The sequence below is a fragment of the Ewingella allii genome, from assembly GCF_044430645.1.
Classification (GTDB): Bacteria; Pseudomonadota; Gammaproteobacteria; order Enterobacterales; family Enterobacteriaceae; genus Ewingella; species Ewingella allii.
Genome location: NZ_JAWUDN010000004.1, coordinates 96,432 through 116,935, shown reverse-complemented (window position 1 = coordinate 116,935; position 20,504 = coordinate 96,432). Strand labels below are relative to the sequence as shown.

Annotated in this window: 19 protein-coding genes and 3 tRNA genes; 9 read left to right on the top strand and 13 right to left on the bottom strand. The window is 52.1% G+C overall.

Features of this window, described 5'->3' with window-relative positions; all coding sequences use genetic code 11:
* Positions 1 to 64: 64 nt before the first annotated feature.
* The 3 genes from deoB to deoC form a co-directional block, all read right to left on the bottom strand.
* The gene (deoB, locus tag SBO83_RS11300) at positions 65 to 1,288 is read right to left on the bottom strand and encodes a phosphopentomutase (RefSeq protein WP_353500930.1); all 1,224 of its coding nucleotides are present in this window, start codon (positions 1,286 to 1,288) and stop codon (positions 65 to 67) included.
* A 108-nt stretch (positions 1,289 to 1,396) separates the two neighbouring features.
* The gene (gene deoA / locus SBO83_RS11295; protein ID WP_353500929.1) at positions 1,397 to 2,716 is read right to left on the bottom strand and encodes a thymidine phosphorylase; all 1,320 of its coding nucleotides are present in this window, start codon (positions 2,714 to 2,716) and stop codon (positions 1,397 to 1,399) included.
* A 113-nt stretch (positions 2,717 to 2,829) separates the two neighbouring features.
* Positions 2,830 to 3,609, bottom strand: coding sequence for a deoxyribose-phosphate aldolase (deoC, locus tag SBO83_RS11290; RefSeq protein WP_396131577.1), 780 nt, complete (start codon positions 3,607 to 3,609; stop codon positions 2,830 to 2,832).
* A gap of 55 nt (positions 3,610 to 3,664) precedes the next feature.
* On the opposite strand from deoC, the gene SBO83_RS11285 reads away from it, so the two are divergent.
* On the top strand, positions 3,665 to 3,928 hold the full coding sequence (locus SBO83_RS11285; RefSeq protein ID WP_396131576.1) for a hypothetical protein: 264 nt from the start codon (positions 3,665 to 3,667) through the stop codon (positions 3,926 to 3,928).
* 251 nt (positions 3,929 to 4,179) lie between these two features.
* On the opposite strand, the gene SBO83_RS11280 is transcribed toward SBO83_RS11285, so the two are convergent.
* The 7 genes from SBO83_RS11280 to SBO83_RS11250 all read right to left on the bottom strand — a co-directional run bounded on the left by SBO83_RS11280 (position 4,180) and on the right by SBO83_RS11250 (position 10,462).
* Positions 4,180 to 4,959, bottom strand: a complete 780-nt coding sequence (locus SBO83_RS11280; protein ID WP_396131575.1) for a TatD family hydrolase — start codon at positions 4,957 to 4,959, stop codon at positions 4,180 to 4,182.
* Positions 4,959 to 6,170: a DUF6363 domain-containing protein gene (locus SBO83_RS11275; protein WP_396131574.1), complete on the bottom strand. Its 1,212-nt coding sequence runs from the start codon at positions 6,168 to 6,170 to the stop codon at positions 4,959 to 4,961. The genes SBO83_RS11280 and SBO83_RS11275 overlap by 1 nt, the downstream gene beginning before the upstream one ends.
* A 213-nt stretch (positions 6,171 to 6,383) precedes the next feature.
* Positions 6,384 to 6,545, bottom strand: coding sequence for a DUF1328 domain-containing protein (locus SBO83_RS11270; protein ID WP_013577105.1), 162 nt, complete (start codon positions 6,543 to 6,545; stop codon positions 6,384 to 6,386).
* A gap of 283 nt (positions 6,546 to 6,828) precedes the next feature.
* Positions 6,829 to 7,419, bottom strand: a complete 591-nt coding sequence (gene osmY, locus SBO83_RS11265; protein WP_034786952.1) for a molecular chaperone OsmY — start codon at positions 7,417 to 7,419, stop codon at positions 6,829 to 6,831.
* A gap of 478 nt (positions 7,420 to 7,897) precedes the next feature.
* On the bottom strand, positions 7,898 to 9,487 hold the full coding sequence (gene prfC / locus SBO83_RS11260; protein ID WP_034786949.1) for a peptide chain release factor 3: 1,590 nt from the start codon (positions 9,485 to 9,487) through the stop codon (positions 7,898 to 7,900).
* A gap of 149 nt (positions 9,488 to 9,636) precedes the next feature.
* A complete protein-coding gene (rimI, locus tag SBO83_RS11255) occupies positions 9,637 to 10,080 on the bottom strand; it encodes a ribosomal protein S18-alanine N-acetyltransferase (RefSeq protein ID WP_353500870.1) in 444 nt (147 codons plus the stop codon).
* Complete coding sequence (locus tag SBO83_RS11250) at positions 10,049 to 10,462, bottom strand: DNA polymerase III subunit psi (protein ID WP_396131573.1); 414 nt, start codon at positions 10,460 to 10,462, stop codon at positions 10,049 to 10,051. The genes rimI and SBO83_RS11250 overlap by 32 nt, the downstream gene beginning before the upstream one ends.
* A 115-nt stretch (positions 10,463 to 10,577) precedes the next feature.
* Between SBO83_RS11250 and rsmC the strand changes: the two genes are divergently transcribed.
* The 4 genes from rsmC to SBO83_RS11230 all read left to right on the top strand — a co-directional run bounded on the left by rsmC (position 10,578) and on the right by SBO83_RS11230 (position 12,281).
* Positions 10,578 to 11,636 carry a 16S rRNA (guanine(1207)-N(2))-methyltransferase RsmC gene (rsmC, locus tag SBO83_RS11245; protein ID WP_396131572.1) on the top strand — a complete coding sequence of 353 codons (1,059 nt, stop codon included), beginning with the start codon at positions 10,578 to 10,580 and terminating at the stop codon, positions 11,634 to 11,636.
* A gap of 281 nt (positions 11,637 to 11,917) precedes the next feature.
* Positions 11,918 to 12,003, top strand: a tRNA-Leu gene (locus SBO83_RS11240).
* Between the two features lie 57 nt (positions 12,004 to 12,060).
* A tRNA-Leu gene (locus SBO83_RS11235) sits at positions 12,061 to 12,146 on the top strand.
* Positions 12,147 to 12,195: 49 nt separating this feature from the next.
* Positions 12,196 to 12,281: transfer RNA gene (locus SBO83_RS11230), tRNA-Leu, on the top strand.
* Between the two features lie 136 nt (positions 12,282 to 12,417).
* On the opposite strand, the gene SBO83_RS11225 is transcribed toward SBO83_RS11230, so the two are convergent.
* On the bottom strand, positions 12,418 to 12,702 hold the full coding sequence (locus tag SBO83_RS11225) for a DUF1435 family protein (protein ID WP_396131571.1): 285 nt from the start codon (positions 12,700 to 12,702) through the stop codon (positions 12,418 to 12,420).
* Between the two features lie 264 nt (positions 12,703 to 12,966).
* Here SBO83_RS11225 and SBO83_RS11220 point away from each other — a divergent pair, with 264 nt between their 5' ends.
* Positions 12,967 to 14,058: a diguanylate cyclase gene (locus SBO83_RS11220; RefSeq protein WP_396131570.1), complete on the top strand. Its 1,092-nt coding sequence runs from the start codon at positions 12,967 to 12,969 to the stop codon at positions 14,056 to 14,058.
* 496 nt (positions 14,059 to 14,554) lie between these two features.
* Positions 14,555 to 15,589, top strand: a complete 1,035-nt coding sequence (rhaT, locus tag SBO83_RS11215) for an L-rhamnose/proton symporter RhaT (protein ID WP_396131569.1) — start codon at positions 14,555 to 14,557, stop codon at positions 15,587 to 15,589.
* 69 nt (positions 15,590 to 15,658) lie between these two features.
* Here the strand turns inward: rhaT and rhaR are convergent, their stop codons facing one another.
* Entirely contained in the window at positions 15,659 to 16,528 is an 870-nt protein-coding gene (gene rhaR / locus SBO83_RS11210) for an HTH-type transcriptional activator RhaR (protein WP_353500864.1), read from the bottom strand.
* An 88-nt stretch (positions 16,529 to 16,616) separates the two neighbouring features.
* The gene (rhaS, locus tag SBO83_RS11205) at positions 16,617 to 17,444 is read right to left on the bottom strand and encodes an HTH-type transcriptional activator RhaS (RefSeq protein WP_353500863.1); all 828 of its coding nucleotides are present in this window, start codon (positions 17,442 to 17,444) and stop codon (positions 16,617 to 16,619) included.
* Positions 17,445 to 17,774: 330 nt separating this feature from the next.
* Here rhaS and rhaB point away from each other — a divergent pair, with 330 nt between their 5' ends.
* Both rhaB and SBO83_RS11195 read left to right on the top strand, forming a co-directional pair.
* Positions 17,775 to 19,250 carry a rhamnulokinase gene (rhaB, locus tag SBO83_RS11200; RefSeq protein ID WP_396131568.1) on the top strand — a complete coding sequence of 492 codons (1,476 nt, stop codon included), beginning with the start codon at positions 17,775 to 17,777 and terminating at the stop codon, positions 19,248 to 19,250.
* The gene (locus tag SBO83_RS11195) at positions 19,247 to 20,503 is read left to right on the top strand and encodes an L-rhamnose isomerase (protein ID WP_396131567.1); all 1,257 of its coding nucleotides are present in this window, start codon (positions 19,247 to 19,249) and stop codon (positions 20,501 to 20,503) included. Before rhaB ends, SBO83_RS11195 begins: the two co-directional genes overlap by 4 nt.
* The last annotated feature ends 1 nt before the right edge of the window (position 20,504 follow it).

Genomic DNA, 20,504 nt, shown 5'->3' with positions numbered 1-20,504 from the left:
GGGTGGATTTCACGCCGTAGCCGGACCCGAAGCCAACAACGCTACGGCGCGAAAGGCGCTGTGTTTACAGCATGGATTTACCGTAATCCATCGGCGACAAATCGAAGTACTTCGCCACGGTCTGGCCGATATCCGCGAAGGTGTCGCGGTAACCTAACGAGCCAGGTTTCACTTTCGGGCCGTAGATTAACACTGGAATGTGCTCGCGGGTATGGTCGGTGCCACGCCAGGTTGGGTCACAACCGTGGTCGGCGGTGAAGATGATGATGTCATCTTCTTTCACCAGCTCCAGCAGCTCTGGCATACGGCGGTCGAACAGCTCTAGCGCAGCCGCGTAGCCCGGCACGTCACGGCGGTGGCCGTAAGCGGAGTCGAAATCTACGAAGTTGGTGAAGACGATAGTTTTGTCGCCAGCCAGTTTCATCTCTTGAATGGTCGCGTCAAACAGCGCGTCCAAGCCAGTGGCTTTCACCTTTTTGGTGATACCCACCTGAGCATAGATGTCGGCGATTTTACCCACAGACACCACGTTGCCGTTTTTCTCATCAACCAACTTTTTCAGAATGGTTGGCGCTGGCGGCTCTACGGCTAAGTCATGGCGGTTACCAGTGCGCTCGAAGTGACCTTTTTTGTCACCAATGAACGGACGCGCGATAACACGACCAATGTTGTAGCCGCCTTCGGTCAGCTCTTCACGGGCGATTTCACACAGCTCGTACAGGCGATCTAAGCCGAAAGTCTCTTCGTGGCAGGCAATCTGGAACACGGAGTCAGCAGAGGTATAGAAAATCGGCTTGCCGGTTTTCATGTGCTCTTCGCCCAAGTCGTCCAGCACCACGGTACCGGAAGAGTGGCAGTTGCCCAGATAACCCGGCAGGTTGCCGCGCTCTACCAGCTTATCCAGCAGTTCCTGCGGGAAGCTGTTGGTGGTGTCGCTGAAGTAACCCCAGTCGAACAAGACCGGCACACCGGCGATTTCCCAGTGACCAGACGGGGTGTCTTTACCGGAAGAAAGCTCGCTGGCGTAGGCGTAAGCGCCGGTTATCTCAGCGTTACCGTCCATACCGTCTGGGATCTTGCCGGTAGAAGCTTCGGCAGCTTTCGCCAAACCTAAACGGGTCAGGTTAGGCAGATTCAGTGGCCCTTGGCGTCCAACGTTGGCATCGCCACGTGCACAGGCAGCGGCAATATGGCCCAATGTGTCAGAACCTGCATCACCGAATTTTTCAGCATCTTTACTGGCACCAATACCGAATGAGTCCAGTACCATGATAAACGTACGTTTCATCTTGCACTCCTATGCTCAATTATTCGTTGCGTGCATCGGTTCAGGCCGACACACAGATCATATTGAATTGGGGGCGTCACTACGCATTTTCAACCACCAAATATCCGATTATTTAATTCTGCGATACACCACCGGGGTGGTTTCCGGCGCCTTGTCGCTGAGAACTATCGCCGCGCGAACTTCTTCAGCGGCGCTCTGCCAGGCTTCTTCATTGCTGGCGTGGATCATCGCCAATGGCTGCTGGGTGTCCACCTGCTGGCCCAATTGCGCCATGTTGGTCAGCCCAACGCTGTAGTCGATTGGGTCGCTGGCGCGACGACGGCCGCCACCCAGTGATACCACCGCCATGCCCAGCGCGCGGGTATCCATGGCGCTGACGATCCCGGCTTTTTCTGAATACACAGGCTTGCTGAGGGTCGCCTTCGGCAGATAGCTGTCGTAGCGCTCGATGAAGTCAGCCGGGCCTTTTTGCGCGGCGACCATGCGGCCGAAGATCTCTGCCGCCTTGCCGTTGTCGAGCACGGCTTGCAGCTGGCGGCGTGCATCGGCGTCGTCACTGGCTAAACCGCCGGAAATCAGCATTTCGACGCACAGCGCCATAGTGACTTCTAGCAGGCGTGGGTTGCGGTATTCGCCAGTCAGGAAGCGCACGGCTTCGCGCACCTCCACGGCATTACCCGCGCTGGATGCCAGCACCTGGTTCATGTCGGTCAGCAGCGCGGTGGTTTTACAACCCGCGCCGTTGGCTACGTCAACGATCGCCTGCGCCAAGTCTTCGGACAGCTGGTAGGTCGGCATGAAGGCGCCGGAACCGACTTTTACGTCCATCACCAGCGCGTCCAGCCCTTCCGCCAGCTTTTTGGCGAGAATCGAGCCAGTGATCAGCGGGATAGAGTCGACGGTGGCCGTGATATCACGTGTGGCGTAGAAGCGTTTATCCGCCGGAGCCAAAGAGCTGGTCTGGCCAATGATTGCTACGCCCACATCTTTGATAATGCTGCGGAAACGGTTGTCATCCGGGAAAATGTCAAAGCCCGGAATGGCTTCCAGTTTATCCAGCGTGCCGCCGGTATGGCCCAAACCGCGTCCGGAGATCATTGGCACATAGCCGCCACAGGCCGCTACCATCGGACCCAGCATCAGCGAAGTCACATCGCCCACGCCGCCGGTGGAGTGTTTGTCGACAATCGGCCCGTTGAGGTTGAGGCTGTTCCAATTCAGAACGGTGCCGGAGTCGCGCATCGCCATGGTCAACGCCACGCGCTCTTTCATGTTCATGTCGTTGAAATAGATGGTCATCGCCAAGGCAGCAATCTGCCCTTCCGATACCTGACTGTCACGGATCCCATTGATGAAAAAGCGAATCTCTTCTTCGCTTAGCGGCTGTCCGTCACGTTTTTTTCGAATAATTTCTTGTGCGAGAAACACGGAGTGCTCCTGAATGACTAGGAATGTAGAGAGGAAGTTATTGATGTTCCAGGGCTGGGGCCCGGCGAGCCGGACCCCGTAACGCCGAATGCGTTAGCGAATTGCCTTAACGATCAATAGCTGCTGGTAGACTTTTGGTCAGCGTGGCCCAGCGTAGTCAGCAGGCTGGCTAACAGGCTGGATGCGCCGAAACGGAAATGACGCGAGTCAGCCCATTGGCGGCCCAGTAGGCGGTCTGCCAGTGCCAGATACTGCGCGGCGTCTTCAGCCGTTTTCACGCCGCCCGCTGGCTTAAAGCCAACGTCTTTGCCTACGCCCATCTCTGCAATCACTGTCATCATCAACTCTGCGCTGTGCAGGGTCGCGTTGACCGGAACTTTGCCGGTTGAAGTTTTGATGAAGTCAGCACCGGCTTTGATGGCGATTTCTGAGGCTTTACGAATCAGCGAATCTTGCTTCAGTTCACCGGTTTCGATGATCACTTTCAGCAGCACATTGGCGGCAGCACAGGCTTCTTTGCACTGTTTTACCAGCTCAAAACCGATCTGCTCGTTGCCCGCAATCAGCGCGCGGTATGGGAATACAACGTCAACTTCATCTGCGCCATAGGCAATAGCCGCGCGGGTTTCAGCCACGGCGATCTCAATGTCATCGTTGCCGTGCGGGAAGTTAGTGACGGTCGCGATACGGATGTCAGGAGTGCCTTGCTCACGCAGGGCTTTACGCGCAACCGGAATGAAACGTGGATAGATGCAGATTGCAGCGGTGTTGCCCGCCGGGCTTTTGGCCTGATGACACAGGGCGATCACTTTTTCGTCAGTGTCGTCGTCATTCAGGGTAGTTAAATCCATCAGGTTCAGTGCGCGTTGTGCTGCGGCGGTTAAATCGGTCATAAAACTCTCCAACAATTTTCAATTCCAGCGACCAGCCAGAACTGAGCATACAGTCATGAACCCGGCAAAAGATGCCGAACTCTGCACGGTTGGCGAGCGGACTTGGTTCCTTGAAGACAGCGAACAGAGGCGAATTTGCGCCCTGCTGGCAGATGAGATCCTTCTCACCGCACCTGATTGGCATCAGCCAATGCGTTGTGACTATTTGAACACGCCGTATCAGGTTGCTCTGTGCAGTATTTCACAAATTATGAAAACCGCTTGCAACGTTACTCTCACAAATGAGATTCGCATCACACTTACGCTGCAGCAATTCTGAAATTGGCGCAATTATGCTCAATATCCGGCCCTAATAAGAGTGTACACCCGATTCATGACAACTGATGGCGGGTTGCCCACTCTGTGATCACCGACCGGTGATCTTGAAATGAATGTTATAATAATAACATTTAAAGGAGAAGTATCGCCTTTAAAAAGCGCACTAAAAAGCTATACCTAGAGATTTGGTGGATTATAAATGTTATTTAAATAACAAAATGACATTTAAGAAGCCCAAACTGACCGGGAAATTCAAAGCGGAAGGGCGAAAACGCGGCGGCTGTTCTCCAGCAGTGCGCTGGCAATCTGCTCCGGGGACTCTTGCCGCAGTTCGCACAGCACATCAAATATCGCTGCGGCGCGCTCGGGGCGGTTGGGTTGGCCCTGAAAACCTTGCAGCGGCATGTCCGGCGCGTCGGTTTCAAGTAGCAGACTGGAGAGAGGAAGCTGGGCCATCACATTGCGGGTTTTCTGCGCTCGCTCGAAGCTAATGGTACCACCGACGCCGATAGCAAAGCCTAATTTAACAAAGGCATGTGCTTGCGAAAGGCTGCCCGCAAAACCGTGAACCACGCCCGTCGCCGGCAGTTTCGCCTGACGCAGCATGGCGGCCAGCGGATCGTGGCTGCGGCGAGAGTGGAGGATAACCGGCAGGTTTTCGCGTTTCGCCAAGGCAAATTGCGATTTGAGCAGCCGCTGCTGCTTTTCAAACTGCGGCTCTTCCATATAGAGATCTAAACCAATCTCCCCTACCGCCACCAGCTTGTTATCACGCTGAGCCAGAAAACCATCCAACAAATCAATATCGGCATCCCGGTGCTGGGCGATATACAGCGGATGCAGGCCCAGCGCGGCGTAAAGCTGGGGATGCTGTTTGGCTAGCCGCACGATGCCCTGAAAACGATCTGAGGTAACGGCAGGCACGATGATTTGGCGGACACCCGCCTGTTCCGCCATGGAGAGGCTCTCAACCTCGGCGCCGGTAAAAGGCGGGAAATCAAAATGGCAGTGGGTATCAATAAAATGCGCCATTACAGATTCTCACCATCGCTGCGTTTGTCCTCGCCTTTTAGCGAGGCGTCGGGCTTAGGCGTGCTGCTTTTGGCGGCGTATTGGCTTTCATCGTGGAATGCGGCCGGGCGTACCATGCCGCCATCTGCCACGATGTCAGTGAGCACGGCGGGATCGAGAATGATCTGCTCCACCGGACCGGCCTGCGCGGCGATCGGCACCACGTTTTCTGGATTCTCTTCCGGCACCACCACGCGTTTTGGCCGGGTTTTGCGCGGCAAAATGTAGGGCAAGGGTTTATCTTTTTCGCGCGGGATCAGCCAGTGTGACGCAGCAGACAGGAAGTAGCGCGCACAGCGGCGTCCGAGATGGTAATCCTGATTCAGCGCCGGGAAACGGCTGCCCAACGCGTGGCTGGCCAGGGGTTTTGGCGGGAAAATCTCAAAGATGCGCAGATCACCCGGTGGGTTTTCGATGAATTGCTGAATGCGGTGATAACTGCTCTCGTGGTGCTGCATCATGCGCACCAGCTGTTGCAGGCTGCTTTCGCTCAGCCACTGCTCCATCCGTTTCATCCACTGCGGGGTATAGAACATGGCGGACGGCACGGTGCGGATCACCACGATCGTGTCCGCGCCGCGGCGATAAGCCTCTTCCACCGGGATGGCGTCACTGATGCCGCCGTCCTGATAGCTCACGCCGTCTAGCTCCACGCCCATGCGATAGAAGCCAGGAATGGCGCTGGAGGCTTTGATCACCGGCAGCCAGTTCTCACGCGTCGGCGCAAAGTAGTTGGCGGAGTAGTCATCGCTGCGGCAGGCGCACATCAGGAACTCGCGGCCGTCGATCAGCAGCTTTTCGGCGGTATCCATCGCCAGCGGCATATTTTTTGAGGTTTCTTCCACCAGCCAGTCGAGATCGATCAGGTGGCCGCCACGCACAAAGCGCAGTGGATTGAAGAAGTGTGGGCTGGTTGTGTAGCGAGTGATGACGCGTCGGGCATAACCCGGCTGGCCGCAGACGAAAGCGGAAAGATTTTGTGCCCCGGCAGAGGTGCCGATATACAGGTCGAACGGATTAAACCCCGCACGCTGGAACTCATCCAGCACGCCAGCGGTGAAAATTCCGCGTTGTCCGCCGCCTTCGCACACCAGTGCTATCTTGCCTGGTTTATAGGGTTTGTAAGCCAGTGGTTCAATGTTGCCGAGCGTGACAGGTATTCTGTATCCCAACGCCTTTCCCTCAGTATTTCAGCCTCACAGATGGCGGGCCTCAACTAAGAGCATACATTGTCTTTCTAATATGGGTAATCAACAGACAAAATACCGGGGATTAAATCGTTACTTTCTGTTAACCAAGCTATCTAATCTCTAGAAGTTGGTACTCAGCGTAAGATTTAATCCCCGGCAGGATTCTAAGTGCTACTTAATCTTTCCGACCTGGTGTCAGAGTCGTTTACGTCCGGTAAACAAGCTCACCAAGAACAGAATGATACCGACGACGAAGACGATTTTTGCAGCCCAAGCAGCTGTACCAGCCAGACCACCGAAACCAAGTGCCGCCGCGATAAGCGCGATGATTAAAAATATAATGCCCCAACGAAACATAAGCTTCTCCTTACCCTATTTAACTTTTACCCAAATCAATGTGGTACCCAATATTCCGGGCCTCAGTTCAGCTTTAAACATTTCTTTTCGGCTGCTTCAAAAGTGCTTTTTACGTGTTGAAAGAAAAATGCTTACCTTTTAAAGATAGTCGTAAAAATGAAACTGTTAGGAAAACTGACTGTTTTATGGCGCGAAAGGTCCCATGAGTTCTGTTTTATGGTGTTAACGCTTACTGCTGAAGAGCAGATTGCCTGCCTAAACAGGCAATCTTTTATCGAAAATCTTATGGTGCGATTTTCAAATCATTTTTGACGCTTTTTACACCGTCAACGGTTTTAGCCACGCTTTCAGCACGATCGGCCTGAGCCTGATCTTTCACTGAACCGGAAAGTTGAACAACACCGTCGGTGGTTTCAACTTTGACCATGCGTGATGGAACGATGTCATCAGCCAGCAGCTTAGCTTTCACCGACGTGGTGGTGGCGGTGTCGCCAGCATAGCCTTTCGCGGACTGCTCTTTGCTGTCTTTAGTGTGCAGTTTATCGCTGACGGATTTTACGCCTTCAACTTTAGTTGCAACGGCCACGGCTTGCTCGCCTTCAGCCTGTGAACCGACAAAACCACTCAGCGTGACGACGCCGTTGTCGGTTTTAACGGAGATATCATTGCTCTTGATCGCTTTGTCATCGATCAGTGCGCTTTTAACTTTTGCTGTAACGGCGCTGTCGCCCATGTAGCTATCAACTTTCTTCATGGAGCTATCGATTTTTGCACCCGCGCTATCAGTGGTGGTTGCAGCCAATGCGCTCCCGCTCATTACAGCGGTGCTCAAAACAACGGCCAGCATGGAATAGGCAAAGTTAGACTTTTTCATCGATTTCTTCCTTTAGTTTATAAGTCCTAAATGGCGGACTCTTTACGTCACATGGTCGTGACGGTCTTGTGCAATATCGAACCAGACTCAAGGTCTGTAACTTAGTTAAAAACCTTTCTCTTATTGCATGTGCAGTAGAGTCATTTGTTAAAGGGTGAGATTTGTCACCTTTACCCTATAACACTCTGCTTTATTAATCGGAAGCAGTGGTTTAACCCACCGTTCGCTGCACACAGATTTAATATAGCTGAGAAATCGAAGATGGGGAGAAAGAATGCTAAATCGGCGCCAAATGCAGACAAGTCCGATCAAAACACCACAATATTGCCCAATAAATCAACGAAAACCGCAAAAGTAGTTGCGCAGCGGAAAGATTAAAACAGCAGAATTGTGCAAGCGGGAAGAGAAAAGGCGACCGGATCGTCGCCTTTTGGGGGGCAGAGTTAACCAATGAAACAGGTTAACCGAGCAGTGAAAATTAATGCTCGCGGGTTTTGCGGAACGTCACTTCCGGGTAACGCTCTGACGCCAGGTTCAGGTTCACCATGGTTGGCGCGATGTAAGTCAGGTTATCGCCGCCGTCCAGCGCCAGGTTAACTTCGTTCTTACGCTTAAACTCTTCGAACTTCTTCACGTCGCTGCATTCAACCCAGCGTGCGGTGCTGACGTTGACGGATTCGTAAATCGCTTCAACGTTGTACTCGCTCTTCAGACGCGCGACCACCACTTCAAACTGCAGCACGCCGACCGCGCCGACAATCAGGTCGTTGTTGGCGATTGGGCGGAATACCTGTACTGCGCCCTCTTCCGACAGCTGAACCAGCCCTTTCAGCAGCTGTTTCTGCTTCAGCGGGTCACGCAGACGAATACGACGGAACATTTCTGGGGCGAAGTTCGGAATGCCGGTGAACTTCATGTTCTCGCCCTGAGTGAAGGTGTCACCAATCTGAATGGTGCCGTGATTATGCAGGCCGATAATATCGCCCGGATAAGCCTCTTCAACGTGCGAACGGTCGCCCGCCATAAAGGTCAACGCGTCGGAAATCACCACGTCCTTGCCGGTACGCACCTGACGCAGTTTCATGCCTTTTTCATATTTGCCGGACACCACGCGCATGAAAGCCACGCGGTCACGGTGTTTCGGGTCCATGTTGGCCTGGATCTTAAACACGAATCCGGTGAACTTCTCGTCGCTGGCTTTCACTTCGCGCAGGTCGGTGTTGCGTGGCATTGGGGCAGGTGCCCACTCAACCAAGCCGTCCAGCATATGGTCAACGCCGAAGTTACCCAATGCGGTTCCGAAGAACACTGGCGTCAGTTCGCCACTGAGGAAAGCTTCTTGCTCGAACTCGTGGGACGCGCCCTGCACCAGCTCCAGCTCTTCGCGCAGCTGTTTCGCCAGATCTTCGCCCACGGCGGCGTCGAGGTCAGGGTTGTTCAATCCTTTAACAATGCGCACTTCCTGAATGGTGTGACCTTTACCGGTCTGATACAGGTAAGTTTCGTCTTTATAGAGGTGGTAAACCCCTTTGAACAGCTTACCGCAGCCGATAGGCCAGGTAATTGGCGAGCAGGCAATTTTCAGCTCGCGCTCAACTTCGTCCATCACTTCCATTGGGTCGCGGATGTCACGGTCGAGTTTGTTCATAAAGGTAAGAATTGGCGTATCGCGCAGACGGGTAACTTCCATCAGCTTGCGGGTACGGTCTTCTACACCTTTCGCGGCGTCGATCACCATCAGGCAGCAGTCCACCGCCGTCAGAGTACGGTAAGTATCTTCCGAGAAGTCTTCGTGCCCAGGGGTGTCGAGCAGGTTAACCAGACAGTGGCGGTATGGGAACTGCATCACGGAGGTGGTGATGGAGATACCACGCTGCTTTTCCATTTCCATCCAGTCGGATTTGGCGTGGTTATTGGAGCCACGGCCTTTTACCGTACCGGCGGTCTGAATCGCGTGTCCGAATAACAACACCTTTTCAGTGATGGTCGTTTTACCCGCATCGGGGTGAGAAATAATAGCGAAGGTACGGCGTTTAGCCACTTCGAGGGCGAATTCACTTGGAGACATGTTTTTCACGTTTCTTCGGTTGGCCGCCCTGCATCATTGTTCATCACGTCACAGGACGTCAGGCAAAGCGGTAATAAAAGTTAATAGCCGGCTATTTTCACTGATTTAAGCTGGATGGGCAATCAATGGTTTTTTAGGCAGGGTTTAGGCTAACCCAGAATCAGCGCCATCATGATGGCGTCTTCACGGCCTTGCGCGGCGGGGTAATAGTTGCGGCGAACGGAAACTTCATTAAAGCCGAGGCTTTCATACAGCGCGATGGCTTTGCTGTTGGAGGCGCGGACCTCAAGCCACAGGGTGACGACGTCGCGCTGCTCGAGCTTTTCGATGACATCTTCAAGCAGCTTGCGGCCTAAACCTTGGCGCTGGAATGCGGGGTCGATGGCGATGTTGAACAGCGTCGCCTCGTCGAGAACGATCTGCGTGATGGCGAAACCGGCCATCTGCTCGCCCTGCGTGATTTTGAGATTGAGGTAACGCTCGCCCTGATTGCTGGCCAAGGTTTTCTCGGTCCAGGGGAAAGCGTGGCTGGCGTTTTCAATTTGCAGGGCACGGGGTAAATCAGCGGGCGTCAGAATAGAAATGTTGTTCATTTTCACAAATCTGCTGCCAGAGCGCGCGTTTGGCTGCGGCATTTTGATAAAGCTCGGCCAGAGCCGGGCTGGATAACTGTGTGCCTTCGACCGCTAAGGGTGCGTTAATGCCCAGTCGCCATGTATTACAGTGCGTGCCTTCGGGGAGCATACTCACCTGCTCTGGCGTCAGACGGTAAACCTGTTGAGCCGCCAGCGCGAGGCTGCGCACCACATCATTTACCAACGGATCATCTTCAGCAGGAGGCACATCGGCGACGATCAGCAGACGGGTATTTTCCGGCAAGCTAACGGCCACTTCCCCTTGTAAAACAGAGGGTTTGCGCAATGTCCACTGGGTGATCCCCATCTGTTGTAACAGCCAGTCTCGTCTTGATGCCATACCTGTTCCCTGCCTGTTGAACACCCGAAATGCCGCGCTATGCTAGCAAACACATCGAACGCGCGCCAATAAACCTCTATAATCACCGGTCATATTCCTGAGGAGCCACAACCTGATGTCTGCATTAACCCCGGCAAGTGAAGTAATACTGCGCCACAGTGACGAATTTACAGGGCGCCGCGTGCTGTTTGCCGGTGACTTACAAGATGATTTACCCGCCATTTTCGTTGATGAGTGCGAGGCTGAAGAGGTTCGCGTTCATACCAATCAATATCACCATTGGCAGATGCTGAGCGGCGCATTACAAGACAATGTGCAATTTAGCCTGTTAGCCGATGCTGAATTTATCCAGCCTTCTGACCTGCTGGTCTACTACTGGCCGAAGAGCAAGCAGGAAGCAAAATTCCAACTGTTCAACCTGCTGTCCCAGCTGCCAGTAGGCATCGACCTCTTTGTGGTCGGCGAAAACCGCAGCGGCGTTCGCAGCGTGGAAACCGTGCTCGAAGAGCTGTGCGCCGTCAGCAAAATTGACAGCGCGCGCCGCTGTGGCTTATACCATGGCCGTTTGGAAAAGCAGCCTGCGTTCGACGCCGAAGAGTGGTGGGACACCTATATGGTGGAAGAAGTCGCTATTAAAACCCTGCCTGGCGTATTCAGTCGTGAAGGGCTAGATAGCGGCAGCCTGTTGTTAATTAACAGCTTTGAAGAGCCGGTGAAAGGCAAAGTGCTGGATATCGCCTGCGGCTCCGGCGTGCTGGCGGCAGTATTGGCCACTTATTCGCCAAAAATGAAAATCACCCTCAGCGATGTGAGCGCAGCGGCTATCGAAGCCAGCCGGGCGACGCTGGCAGCTAACGACCTGCCGGGTGAAGTTATCGCCAGTAATGTCTACTCCGACATCGCGGGTCGTTTCGATATGATCATTTCCAACCCGCCGTTCCACGAAGGCTTGCAAACCAGCCTCCATGCGGCTGAACAGCTGATTCGCGGCGCAGCCAAGCACCTGAATACCGGCGGGCACCTGCGCATCGTAGCTAACGCCTTCCTGCCATACGCTGCCCTGCTGGATGCCACCTTCGGCAGCCACGAAGTGTTGGCGCAGAATGGCCGCTTTAAGGTGTATCAAGCCACGCTAGGCCGCACGCCACGCGATCCGAAAAAGAAAAAACGCTAACCTTAACTCGCCGGAGCCGTACAGGCTGCGGCACCTTACATCGCCGTGGCCTTGGCTTCACTCAGGGAGACATCAAACGCGGCGATATTTCCCTCGAGTCATTGCATTTGGCCTATTGGTAAATAGCTAAACAGCCCTATTCCCCATGAATATGCTGCTTTTTACACCAAACGTCCGCAATGGGGGAAATAAGTATTGACGGCGGAGCGGAAATCTCTAGAATTCGGCCCCGTAGTTGTATTACTCGCAGAGTAAGTTCTGATGAATTTTCTGCTGAGAATGCGATGGTGGCGGAATTGGTAGACGCGCTAGCTTCAGGTGTTAGTGTCCTTTGGATGTGAGGGTTCGAGTCCCTCCCTTCGCACCAATACAACTACTGAGTGAGTTAACAGCAGTAAACTGAATTTATATTGCACGGCACGATGCGATGGTGGCGGAATTGGTAGACGCGCTAGCTTCAGGTGTTAGTGTCCTTTGGATGTGAGGGTTCGAGTCCCTCCCTTCGCACCACTCCGGTGATATAAATCAGGCAGTTAGATATAAAGAAGAAATCATCTGTGCGATGGTGGCGGAATTGGTAGACGCGCTAGCTTCAGGTGTTAGTGTCCTTAGGATGTGAGGGTTCGAGTCCCTCCCTTCGCACCACATGATTCTCTTCAAATATCGACATCCCCTCTTGCAAGTCTATGTCTTTTCTCGAAAAAATCTCTGCCTTTCAGGCAACAGTCAGCCCCCCAAAACCTTAAACCCTGTTAAACGATTTATTCTTTCGCCCGCCTGATTATAACAGATTGAAATTTAAAGAGAGTGCTGTCAGCCCGCCTGCCAGTGCAACAAACGACGGCAGGAGTAAATAGTGGCGAAGTGTTTTATGCAGCAACATCACCAGCGTAGCGAGCATCGCAATAACGACCAGTACGCGTAGGTTATCCAACGAAAGATTGGCTAAAGCCAATAAGGGCAGCAGCGCACAAGGCAAAAGCACGCCCCAGCCGCTGGTTAGCCTTTTACCTAAAAACCAACTCACTCCCCAGAGTCCACACGCCGCTACCATCGCTGCAATCATGATCTTTGCCACACAGTGATAATGAGAACCAATAGCATATAGCAATTTTTCTCATCGCGCATCATTTTGCCCGCCACGCGCCCGTTAAGGTGACAGTGGTAACCAAAAGTGATAGTTTTAAGTTCGGTATTTAATAACCTATCGAATTTAAATAATCACCTTCCTGGATTATTAGTCGTCAATTTATTTGAACTCAGCTATTTACTGCAGATATTGCAGCATTGATCTATTCATAAGGCCGGACCCTAAATAGAGTGAATTTTAATGATATTTCATGCCTATGATGAATTGCTAAAAAGCAAACATCGTCTTTCGCTATTGTTATTCTTTTTCTTAAATAGTGCATCGGCCCTATTTTCAATGATTAACCCAGCAGTAAAGATGGCTAAAGCCAGCTTGCCCTTAATGATTATTGGGGTGGTGTGCGTGTCAGGATTAATATTCATTTATTTGAATAAAAAAACTGAGCTATTCCGTTTAAGTATCTGCTCCATCTTGGTCGGTAGTTTATGGGCGTGGCATATAATTCTGCAGTGCGATAAAATCGGTGACTATGATAAGAGTTACTTGCTGGTCAGCCTGCTCAGTATATTCTTTATTAGCGTTATCGCTTTATCGGATAATTTCCTGGCATTTTGCCTTCATGTAGCACCTTCCACTGGAACCGTTATTTTTTTAGACGGTTTCACTCACATCTCCAAGATAATTTTCACCGTTGCCCTGCCGCTCATTGGGCTGTATCTGCACCATATGATGCTTAAACGCAGCGACGCCTTCACCCGCCGAATGTTGACCAATCTCTATAGCGAAAGGGAAAAATTTAGCGATCTCAGTATGCTTGATCCCCTTACCGGTTTGTATAATCGCCGCGGCTTACAAAACAAGCTAGAAACCGTATTCAGTCAGGACAAATCCAGCCATTACGTGATGTTGCTCGATATTGACCACTTCAAAGCCTACAACGATAACTATGGTCATACCATGGGAGATCACGCTTTGGTCCGGGTCGCAGCAGCCATACGCGATGCCGTTCGTTCTCGCGACGTGGTGGTGCGCTACGGGGGTGAAGAGTTTCTGGTCGTGATGTCGAATGTATCCCAGGACTACGCGGTACGCATGGCTGAGCGCATTCAAAATAAGGTGCTGAGCTTAAATATTCCGCATAACTTTAATGCTGATGTTTCCACCCATGTGACAGTCAGCGCCGGGCTTTCTACCCTCCATGACGGCGATTTCCCTTCCGCATTAACTGCGGCAGATCAGTTGCTTTATCACGCCAAAAATAGCGGAAGAAATAAAATACTTTATTCATGGGAAGTTATTCTTTCGACAGATAACATGAAAAACTCGCTGTGAATAACGGCGAGTTTAATGTTTCAAACATTAAAAAAATGGATGATTAATACGCCAAGAAAATTGGCATTAACCATTATTCCTGAGAAAATTTATTTCATTATTATGACAACCTCGTTTATCCATTAAGGCTGCTGAATGAAATAGCACCATTCACTGCCTATGTTACATCAGTCTGTTACCTCTCAGATGAGCGCCAAGAGTAGAAATTACCCGGATATATTCCGCGATGGTGATTATGGCCTTCTTAGCCTGACCAAATTAAATACCCCCTCCCCTCTTTTTTAGCTGCCATTTCTAATCTGTGAACTGCCACATCACCATCTTTTAGCGAATGCCAAATGCGCCCCAATGGTGGCACTCAGTGGAAGGTACCTAATAACAACCCTGCCTAAACTTCGCTCAATGCCGCCCTTAACGTTTATCGCGGCAGTAAAGCGTGCCCTCACATAACAACCTCATCTACAACCAGTATGAATAACGAAAAAGGGTTATCAGTATGAGCAGTTCTATTATTCTTGGCATTATCTGGCACTTGGTGGGCGCCGCCAGCGCAGCTTGTTTTTACGCCCCGCTCAAGCAAGTTAAAAAGTGGTCGTGGGAAACCATGTGGTCGATGGCCGGCCTCTTCTCATGGATAGTTCTGCCATGGGCAGTCAGCTATGTTTTATTGCCAGATTTTTGGGCCTATTACAGCTCATTCAGTCTTTCAACACTGCTACCTATCTTCCTGTTTGGGGCAATGTGGGGCATAGGTAATATCAACTATGGCCTGACCATGCGCTATTTAGGTATGTCGCTGGGGATAGGCATCGCCATCGGTATCACCCTCATAATTGGCACGCTCATGACACCCGTTCTGCAAGGGAAAGTTGATGTGCTGATAGGAACGGCGGGCGGCAGAATGACGCTGCTCGGGGTGTTGGTCGCGGTGATTGGCGTTGCCGTGGTCAGCTACGCAGGCTACCTGAAGGAAAAATCGCTGGGCATCAAAGCAGAGGAATTTAACCTCAAGAAGGGGCTTATTTTGGCCGCTTTCTGCGGTATTTTCTCCGCCGGAATGTCATTTGCCATGAGCGCCGCGACGCCTATGCATGAATCAGCCGCGCAGCTAAGTTTGAATCCCCTCTATGTTGCCTTGCCAAGCTATGTTGTCATTATGGGCGGCGGCGCGATCGTCAACCTCGGCTTCTGCTTTATTCGGCTGGCAACCCGTCGCGAACTTTCCGTGAAAGCAGATCTGTCGATTGCTAAACCTCTGCTCATCACGAATGCGCTGTTTGCCATCTTGGGCGGCACCATGTGGTACCTGCAATTCTTCTTCTATGCGTGGGGCCACGCCAGCATTCCGTCAGAGTACGGCTACATGAGCTGGATGTTACACATGAGTTTCTACGTCTTGTGTGGCGGTATTGTTGGCCTGTTGCTCAAAGAGTGGCTAGGCGTGGGCAGGAAGCCGGTGGCAATTTTGTCTCTGGGATGTCTGATCATTATTCTGGCCGCCAACATCGTGGGCATGGGAATGTCGGCCTAATCCCTTAATCACATTGCCTACAGCGACTGCCACAAAGATAAACTCACTTTGGCAGTCGCTCCATGAGCATCAGGATAATGTCGGCACCACCATCGGCTTAACGACATGTTTCATAAAGCGCTGGCGATAATCTCTTGGCGATACCCCGCAGGCTCGGTTAAACACCACTGAAAAATAGTTGCTGTCATCAAAGCCGCATTCCGCCGCAACTTCACCAATGGTCCGATCGCTGTAGCGCAGTAAACTCATAGCCCGACATAGCCGCAGTTGTCTTAAGTAGTGCGACACGCTCATGCCGGTATGCTGTTTGAACAAGGCTCGCACTGCGCGTAGCCCTACGCCGTGCTTCTGACAGAAACTCTCCAGATGGAACGGCTCGCTAATACTCGCTCGCAGTGCCATCAGCAGCAGATCTAGCTGGTGAGCATCGGGTAAAACGCCGCTATTTGGCGGGTGACGATAACGCAGCAGCAAGAGGGCTAGCTGCATCAATAAGGCTTCACTGAGCTGAACCGAGATCGATTCTGATTTCATACATTCAGCAGAAAGCTCGTCGACTTTATCCCGTAAAGCCGTCATGCCAAGGGAACTGAGCCGCCAATAGCGCTGCTCCTGGCTTACGCCCTCCCCTGGCAGCAGTTGGGTCCAATCGGCAGCCAGACGAAAGCGTTCGCGACAATACAGAATATTGTCCAGCGCGAGGTCATTGACTGACTCATAGCTATGTCGGTCATTGGCATTGATATAGAACAGATCGCCGCAGGTAATGGGGTAAGGAATGCCATTCCAAATATGCGTGCCGTTACCCCGCCAAACAATCACTAACTCGTCAAAGTCGTGATCATGGGAAGGGAAATTTGCCTGAGGGTGGCGTTCGGCCACCATGACGGAGTTTTTATTGGTCAGAAAAAAATCATTTTTCATTAATTTAAGCTGCATCGTGGCTATCCCCAAACCCATTCAGTCAAAGGAATATAAGCGCAGGGCAAATTTTATACCCGCATCAAGCAGCCAAAAGGTGCGGCAGCTAACGCAATTGGTTGCGCATCAGTTTTGGCGACATGGAGAACTCCCGGCGAAACTGCGTCGAGAAATGATTACTGTCGCTGAAGCCACAGGCGTAGGCGATATCGGTAATGCTTTGATCGCTATGGTGTAGCCTGCGGCGCGCCTCGAGCAAACGTAGGCGATTAAGATAACGCTGAGGCGTCATACCAGTTTGCTGCTTCATTTGCCGGTGTAAGGTGCGTAGTGCCAACGTAAATCGATCTGCGGCTTCCGGCCAGTTAATCTCCTCACTGTAATGGCCATGCAGCCATTCGAGTAGCTGGTTAATTTTGTTTTCCGAGGTGTCTCTCAATAGTGGCTGGAAACACCCCTGATAGAGCAGGATCAACAGGTGCAGAAACTGGCTTTCCGTCGCCGCGATTTGCTGGGGGTGGGTTCCCCCCGCATGCTGCTCTAAAACAGCGATACATTGTAGAGCCTGCTGCAACAAAGTTGGGCTAAGCTGCCAATGCACCTGTTGCTGATAGTGATGTTCTTGCGGGAGAAATTGGCCGACGTCGTGCAGAAAACGAAATGCCTGTGGTGAACGATAAAGCACATTCGTCAGCCGAAGATTATCGACGCTTTCAAAAAGATGGTGGTCACTGGCGCGCACGAAACAGACAGTGCCGACGGTAAGTGTATAAGGTGCATCGTTAAAGATATGCACGCCGGACCCACTCTCCACCAGCATGATCTCGTGGAAATCATGGTAATGCTCAGGGAAGGCTTCCTGCGGAGTTCGCCGTTCCACGGCTATGGTTAACTCTGGTGAAGCAAAATAATCATCGCCAATTAGTAACGTCATGTCTCGCCTCCTGTCCTCAATAAGTGAAATAACCCTATCCTGACCTCTGGCGGATAACCTTAAAACGACGGCATAGAAAACGCGTTCTGCGGTTATTTTTTAAAGATTTGCCGACTGTTGAAAGGAACTGCGGCGAAGATCACAACCTATAATTGCAAAATTCTTCCCATTACATTCGCGGTGAAATTCCTTCGTTTTTATCGTTTTGTGATCCACTCCTCAATCACCTTTTTGATGCTGCCAATTGCCTCCATTGCTTGGCATTCACGGGAAGGTCATGCCCCAGCTACACGCCTAAACTGCGACCATATCTGAAAAGGAATGGCCGTTATGACACTCCACCATATTGCTGCAATTGATCTGGGCGCTTCGAGTGGGCGCGTGATGCTTGCAACCTTTAATAGTGAACATAAAGCGCAACTGACGCTGAAAGAGATCCATCGTTTTCCTAATACGCTGGTGAAAGTTGATGGCTATGACACTTGGGATCTCGACGCTCTCGAGCAGCATATTCTTACTGGCCTGACCCTGCTGGAGAGTGCCGATATTCGCCTCGACAGCATTGGGATTGATACCTGGGGAGTCGATTTTGTCTTGCTGGACGCGCAGGGAAACCGTGTCGGCCTGCCCGTCGCTTACCGTGATAAACGCACGGACGGCGTGATGGAACAAGCCTGTTTGGAGCTTGGTCGAGACGTGATTTATCGCACCACGGGCATTCAGTTCCTGCCGTTCAATACCCTCTACCAGTTAAAAGCGCTGACTCGCCAGCAGCCAGAATGGCTCCCGCAAATAGACCGCCTTCTGCTGATGCCTGACTATCTGTATTACCGTTTAACCGGCGTGATGAACTGGGAACATACCAATGCCAGTACCACACAGATGGTCAATATCCACAGCGGAGAGTGGGATGAAAAGCTGCTCGAATATGCGGGCATTCCGCAAAGCTGGCTAGAGAAACCTTCCCAACCGGGCAAATCATTAGGCTATTGGCTGTCTCCTAACGGGCACCGCGTGCCGGTAACCAGCGTTGCCACCCATGACACGGCGAGTGCCGTGGTGGCCGCCCCAATGTCCGGAAAAAACTCAGCTTATCTCAGCTCCGGTACCTGGTCGCTGATGGGGATCGAAAGCCCGAAAGCCTTCACCCATCGCGCAGCTCTTGAGGCGAATGTCACCAATGAAGGCGGGATTAACGGCAGTTATCGCGTATTAAAAAACATCATGGGACTGTGGCTGTTGCAGCGCATCTGCAACGAGCTGAACGTGCAGGATTTGCCGTCCTTAATTAACGAGGCGGCCGCGCTGCCGGCCTTTGTCAGCCTTATCAATCCTAACGATTCGCGCTTTATTAACCCCGCATCCATGGTCGATGCCATCTGTGAAGCCTGCCATGAGCAGGGGGAGCCGGTCCCAACAAACCCTGCGGCATTAGCACGCTGCATCTTTGACAGCCTTGCCATGCTTTATCGTCAAACGGCTCAGCAGCTCGCTGAACTACAAGGAGCACCGCTGGAGGCAATCCATATTGTCGGCGGCGGCTGCCAGAATGCTTTTCTCAATCAACTTTGTGCCGATGTCTGCCAAATTCCTGTTACCGCTGGCCCTGTCGAGGCTTCCACCCTCGGCAATATCGGCTGCCAGCTGATGGCCCTTAACTTGGTCAAAGATGTCGACCTTTATCGGCAAATGCTCTCTAGCCAATTCCCACAGCAGCGCTATGTGCCGCAGCCTGTACCCAATCTTGCTACCCACTGGTGTCGCTTTCAGGCACTCAGTAACGCCAATGAGGAACTCGCAGTATGACTTCATCTATAGATCATGCATGGACGCTCGCGAAAGAGCGCTTTTCCCAACTCGGTATTGATGCCGAAGACGCGATGCAGAAACTCGACACCCTACCTGTATCAATGCACTGCTGGCAGGGTGACGACGTTGCCGGTTTTGAAAATCCAGAAGGCGCATTAACAGGAGGGATTCAGGCCACCGGCAGTTATCCGGGTAAAGCTAAAAATGCACAGCAACTGCGTGCCGATTTAGAACAGGCCCTGTCGCTTATTCCCGGCCCTAATCGCCTGAATTTACATGCTTTATATTTGGAATCTGACAAGCCTGTCGCGCGAAATGAAATCGAACCCAAACACTTTAGCCAGTGGGTCGAATGGGCGAAGAAAAACCAGCTAGGGCTGGACTTTAACCCTTCTTGCTTCTCACACCCCCTGAGTGCAGATGGCTTCACGCTGTCGCACGCTAATCCTGAAATCCGCCAGTTTTGGATTGAACACTGTCAGGCCAGTCGCCGGATTTCCGCCTCTTTCGGCAAGGCGCTCAATACCCCATCGGTGATGAATATCTGGATCCCTGATGGCATGAAAGATCTCACCGTCGATCGCCTCGCCCCGCGTGAAAGGCTATTAAGCGCGCTTGATGAAGTCATTGCTGAGAAGCTCGATCCCCACCATCACATTGACGCAGTAGAAAGCAAATTGTTCGGCATCGGCACGGAAAGCTATACCGTCGGCTCGAATGAGTTTTATCTGGGCTATGCGGCGAGCCGCCAAACTGCACTGTGTCTGGATGCAGGTCATTTCCATCCCACGGAAGTCATCTCCGACAAAATCTCCAGCGTGATGCTGTACGTCCCGCGTCTGCTGCTTCACGTCAGCCGTCCGGTGCGCTGGGACAGCGACCACGTGGTATTACTGGATGACGAAACTCAGGCCATCGCCAACGAAATCATCCGCCACAAGCTGTTCGACCGCGTACACATCGGACTCGATTTCTTCGACGCCTCCATCAACCGTATCGCGGCGTGGGTTATTGGCACGCGCAATATGAAAAAAGCGTTGCTGCGCGCCCTGCTCGAACCCACCGACTTGCTGAAAAAGCTCGAGAACGAGGGGGACTACACCGCAAGGCTGGCGCTGCTCGAAGAACAGAAATGCCTGCCGTGGCAAGCCGTGTGGGATATCTATTGTCTGCGCCATGACGTTCCAGTCGGTAGCCAATGGCTGGATAACGTTCGCCATTATGAAAAAACTGAACTCGCAAAACGATAAA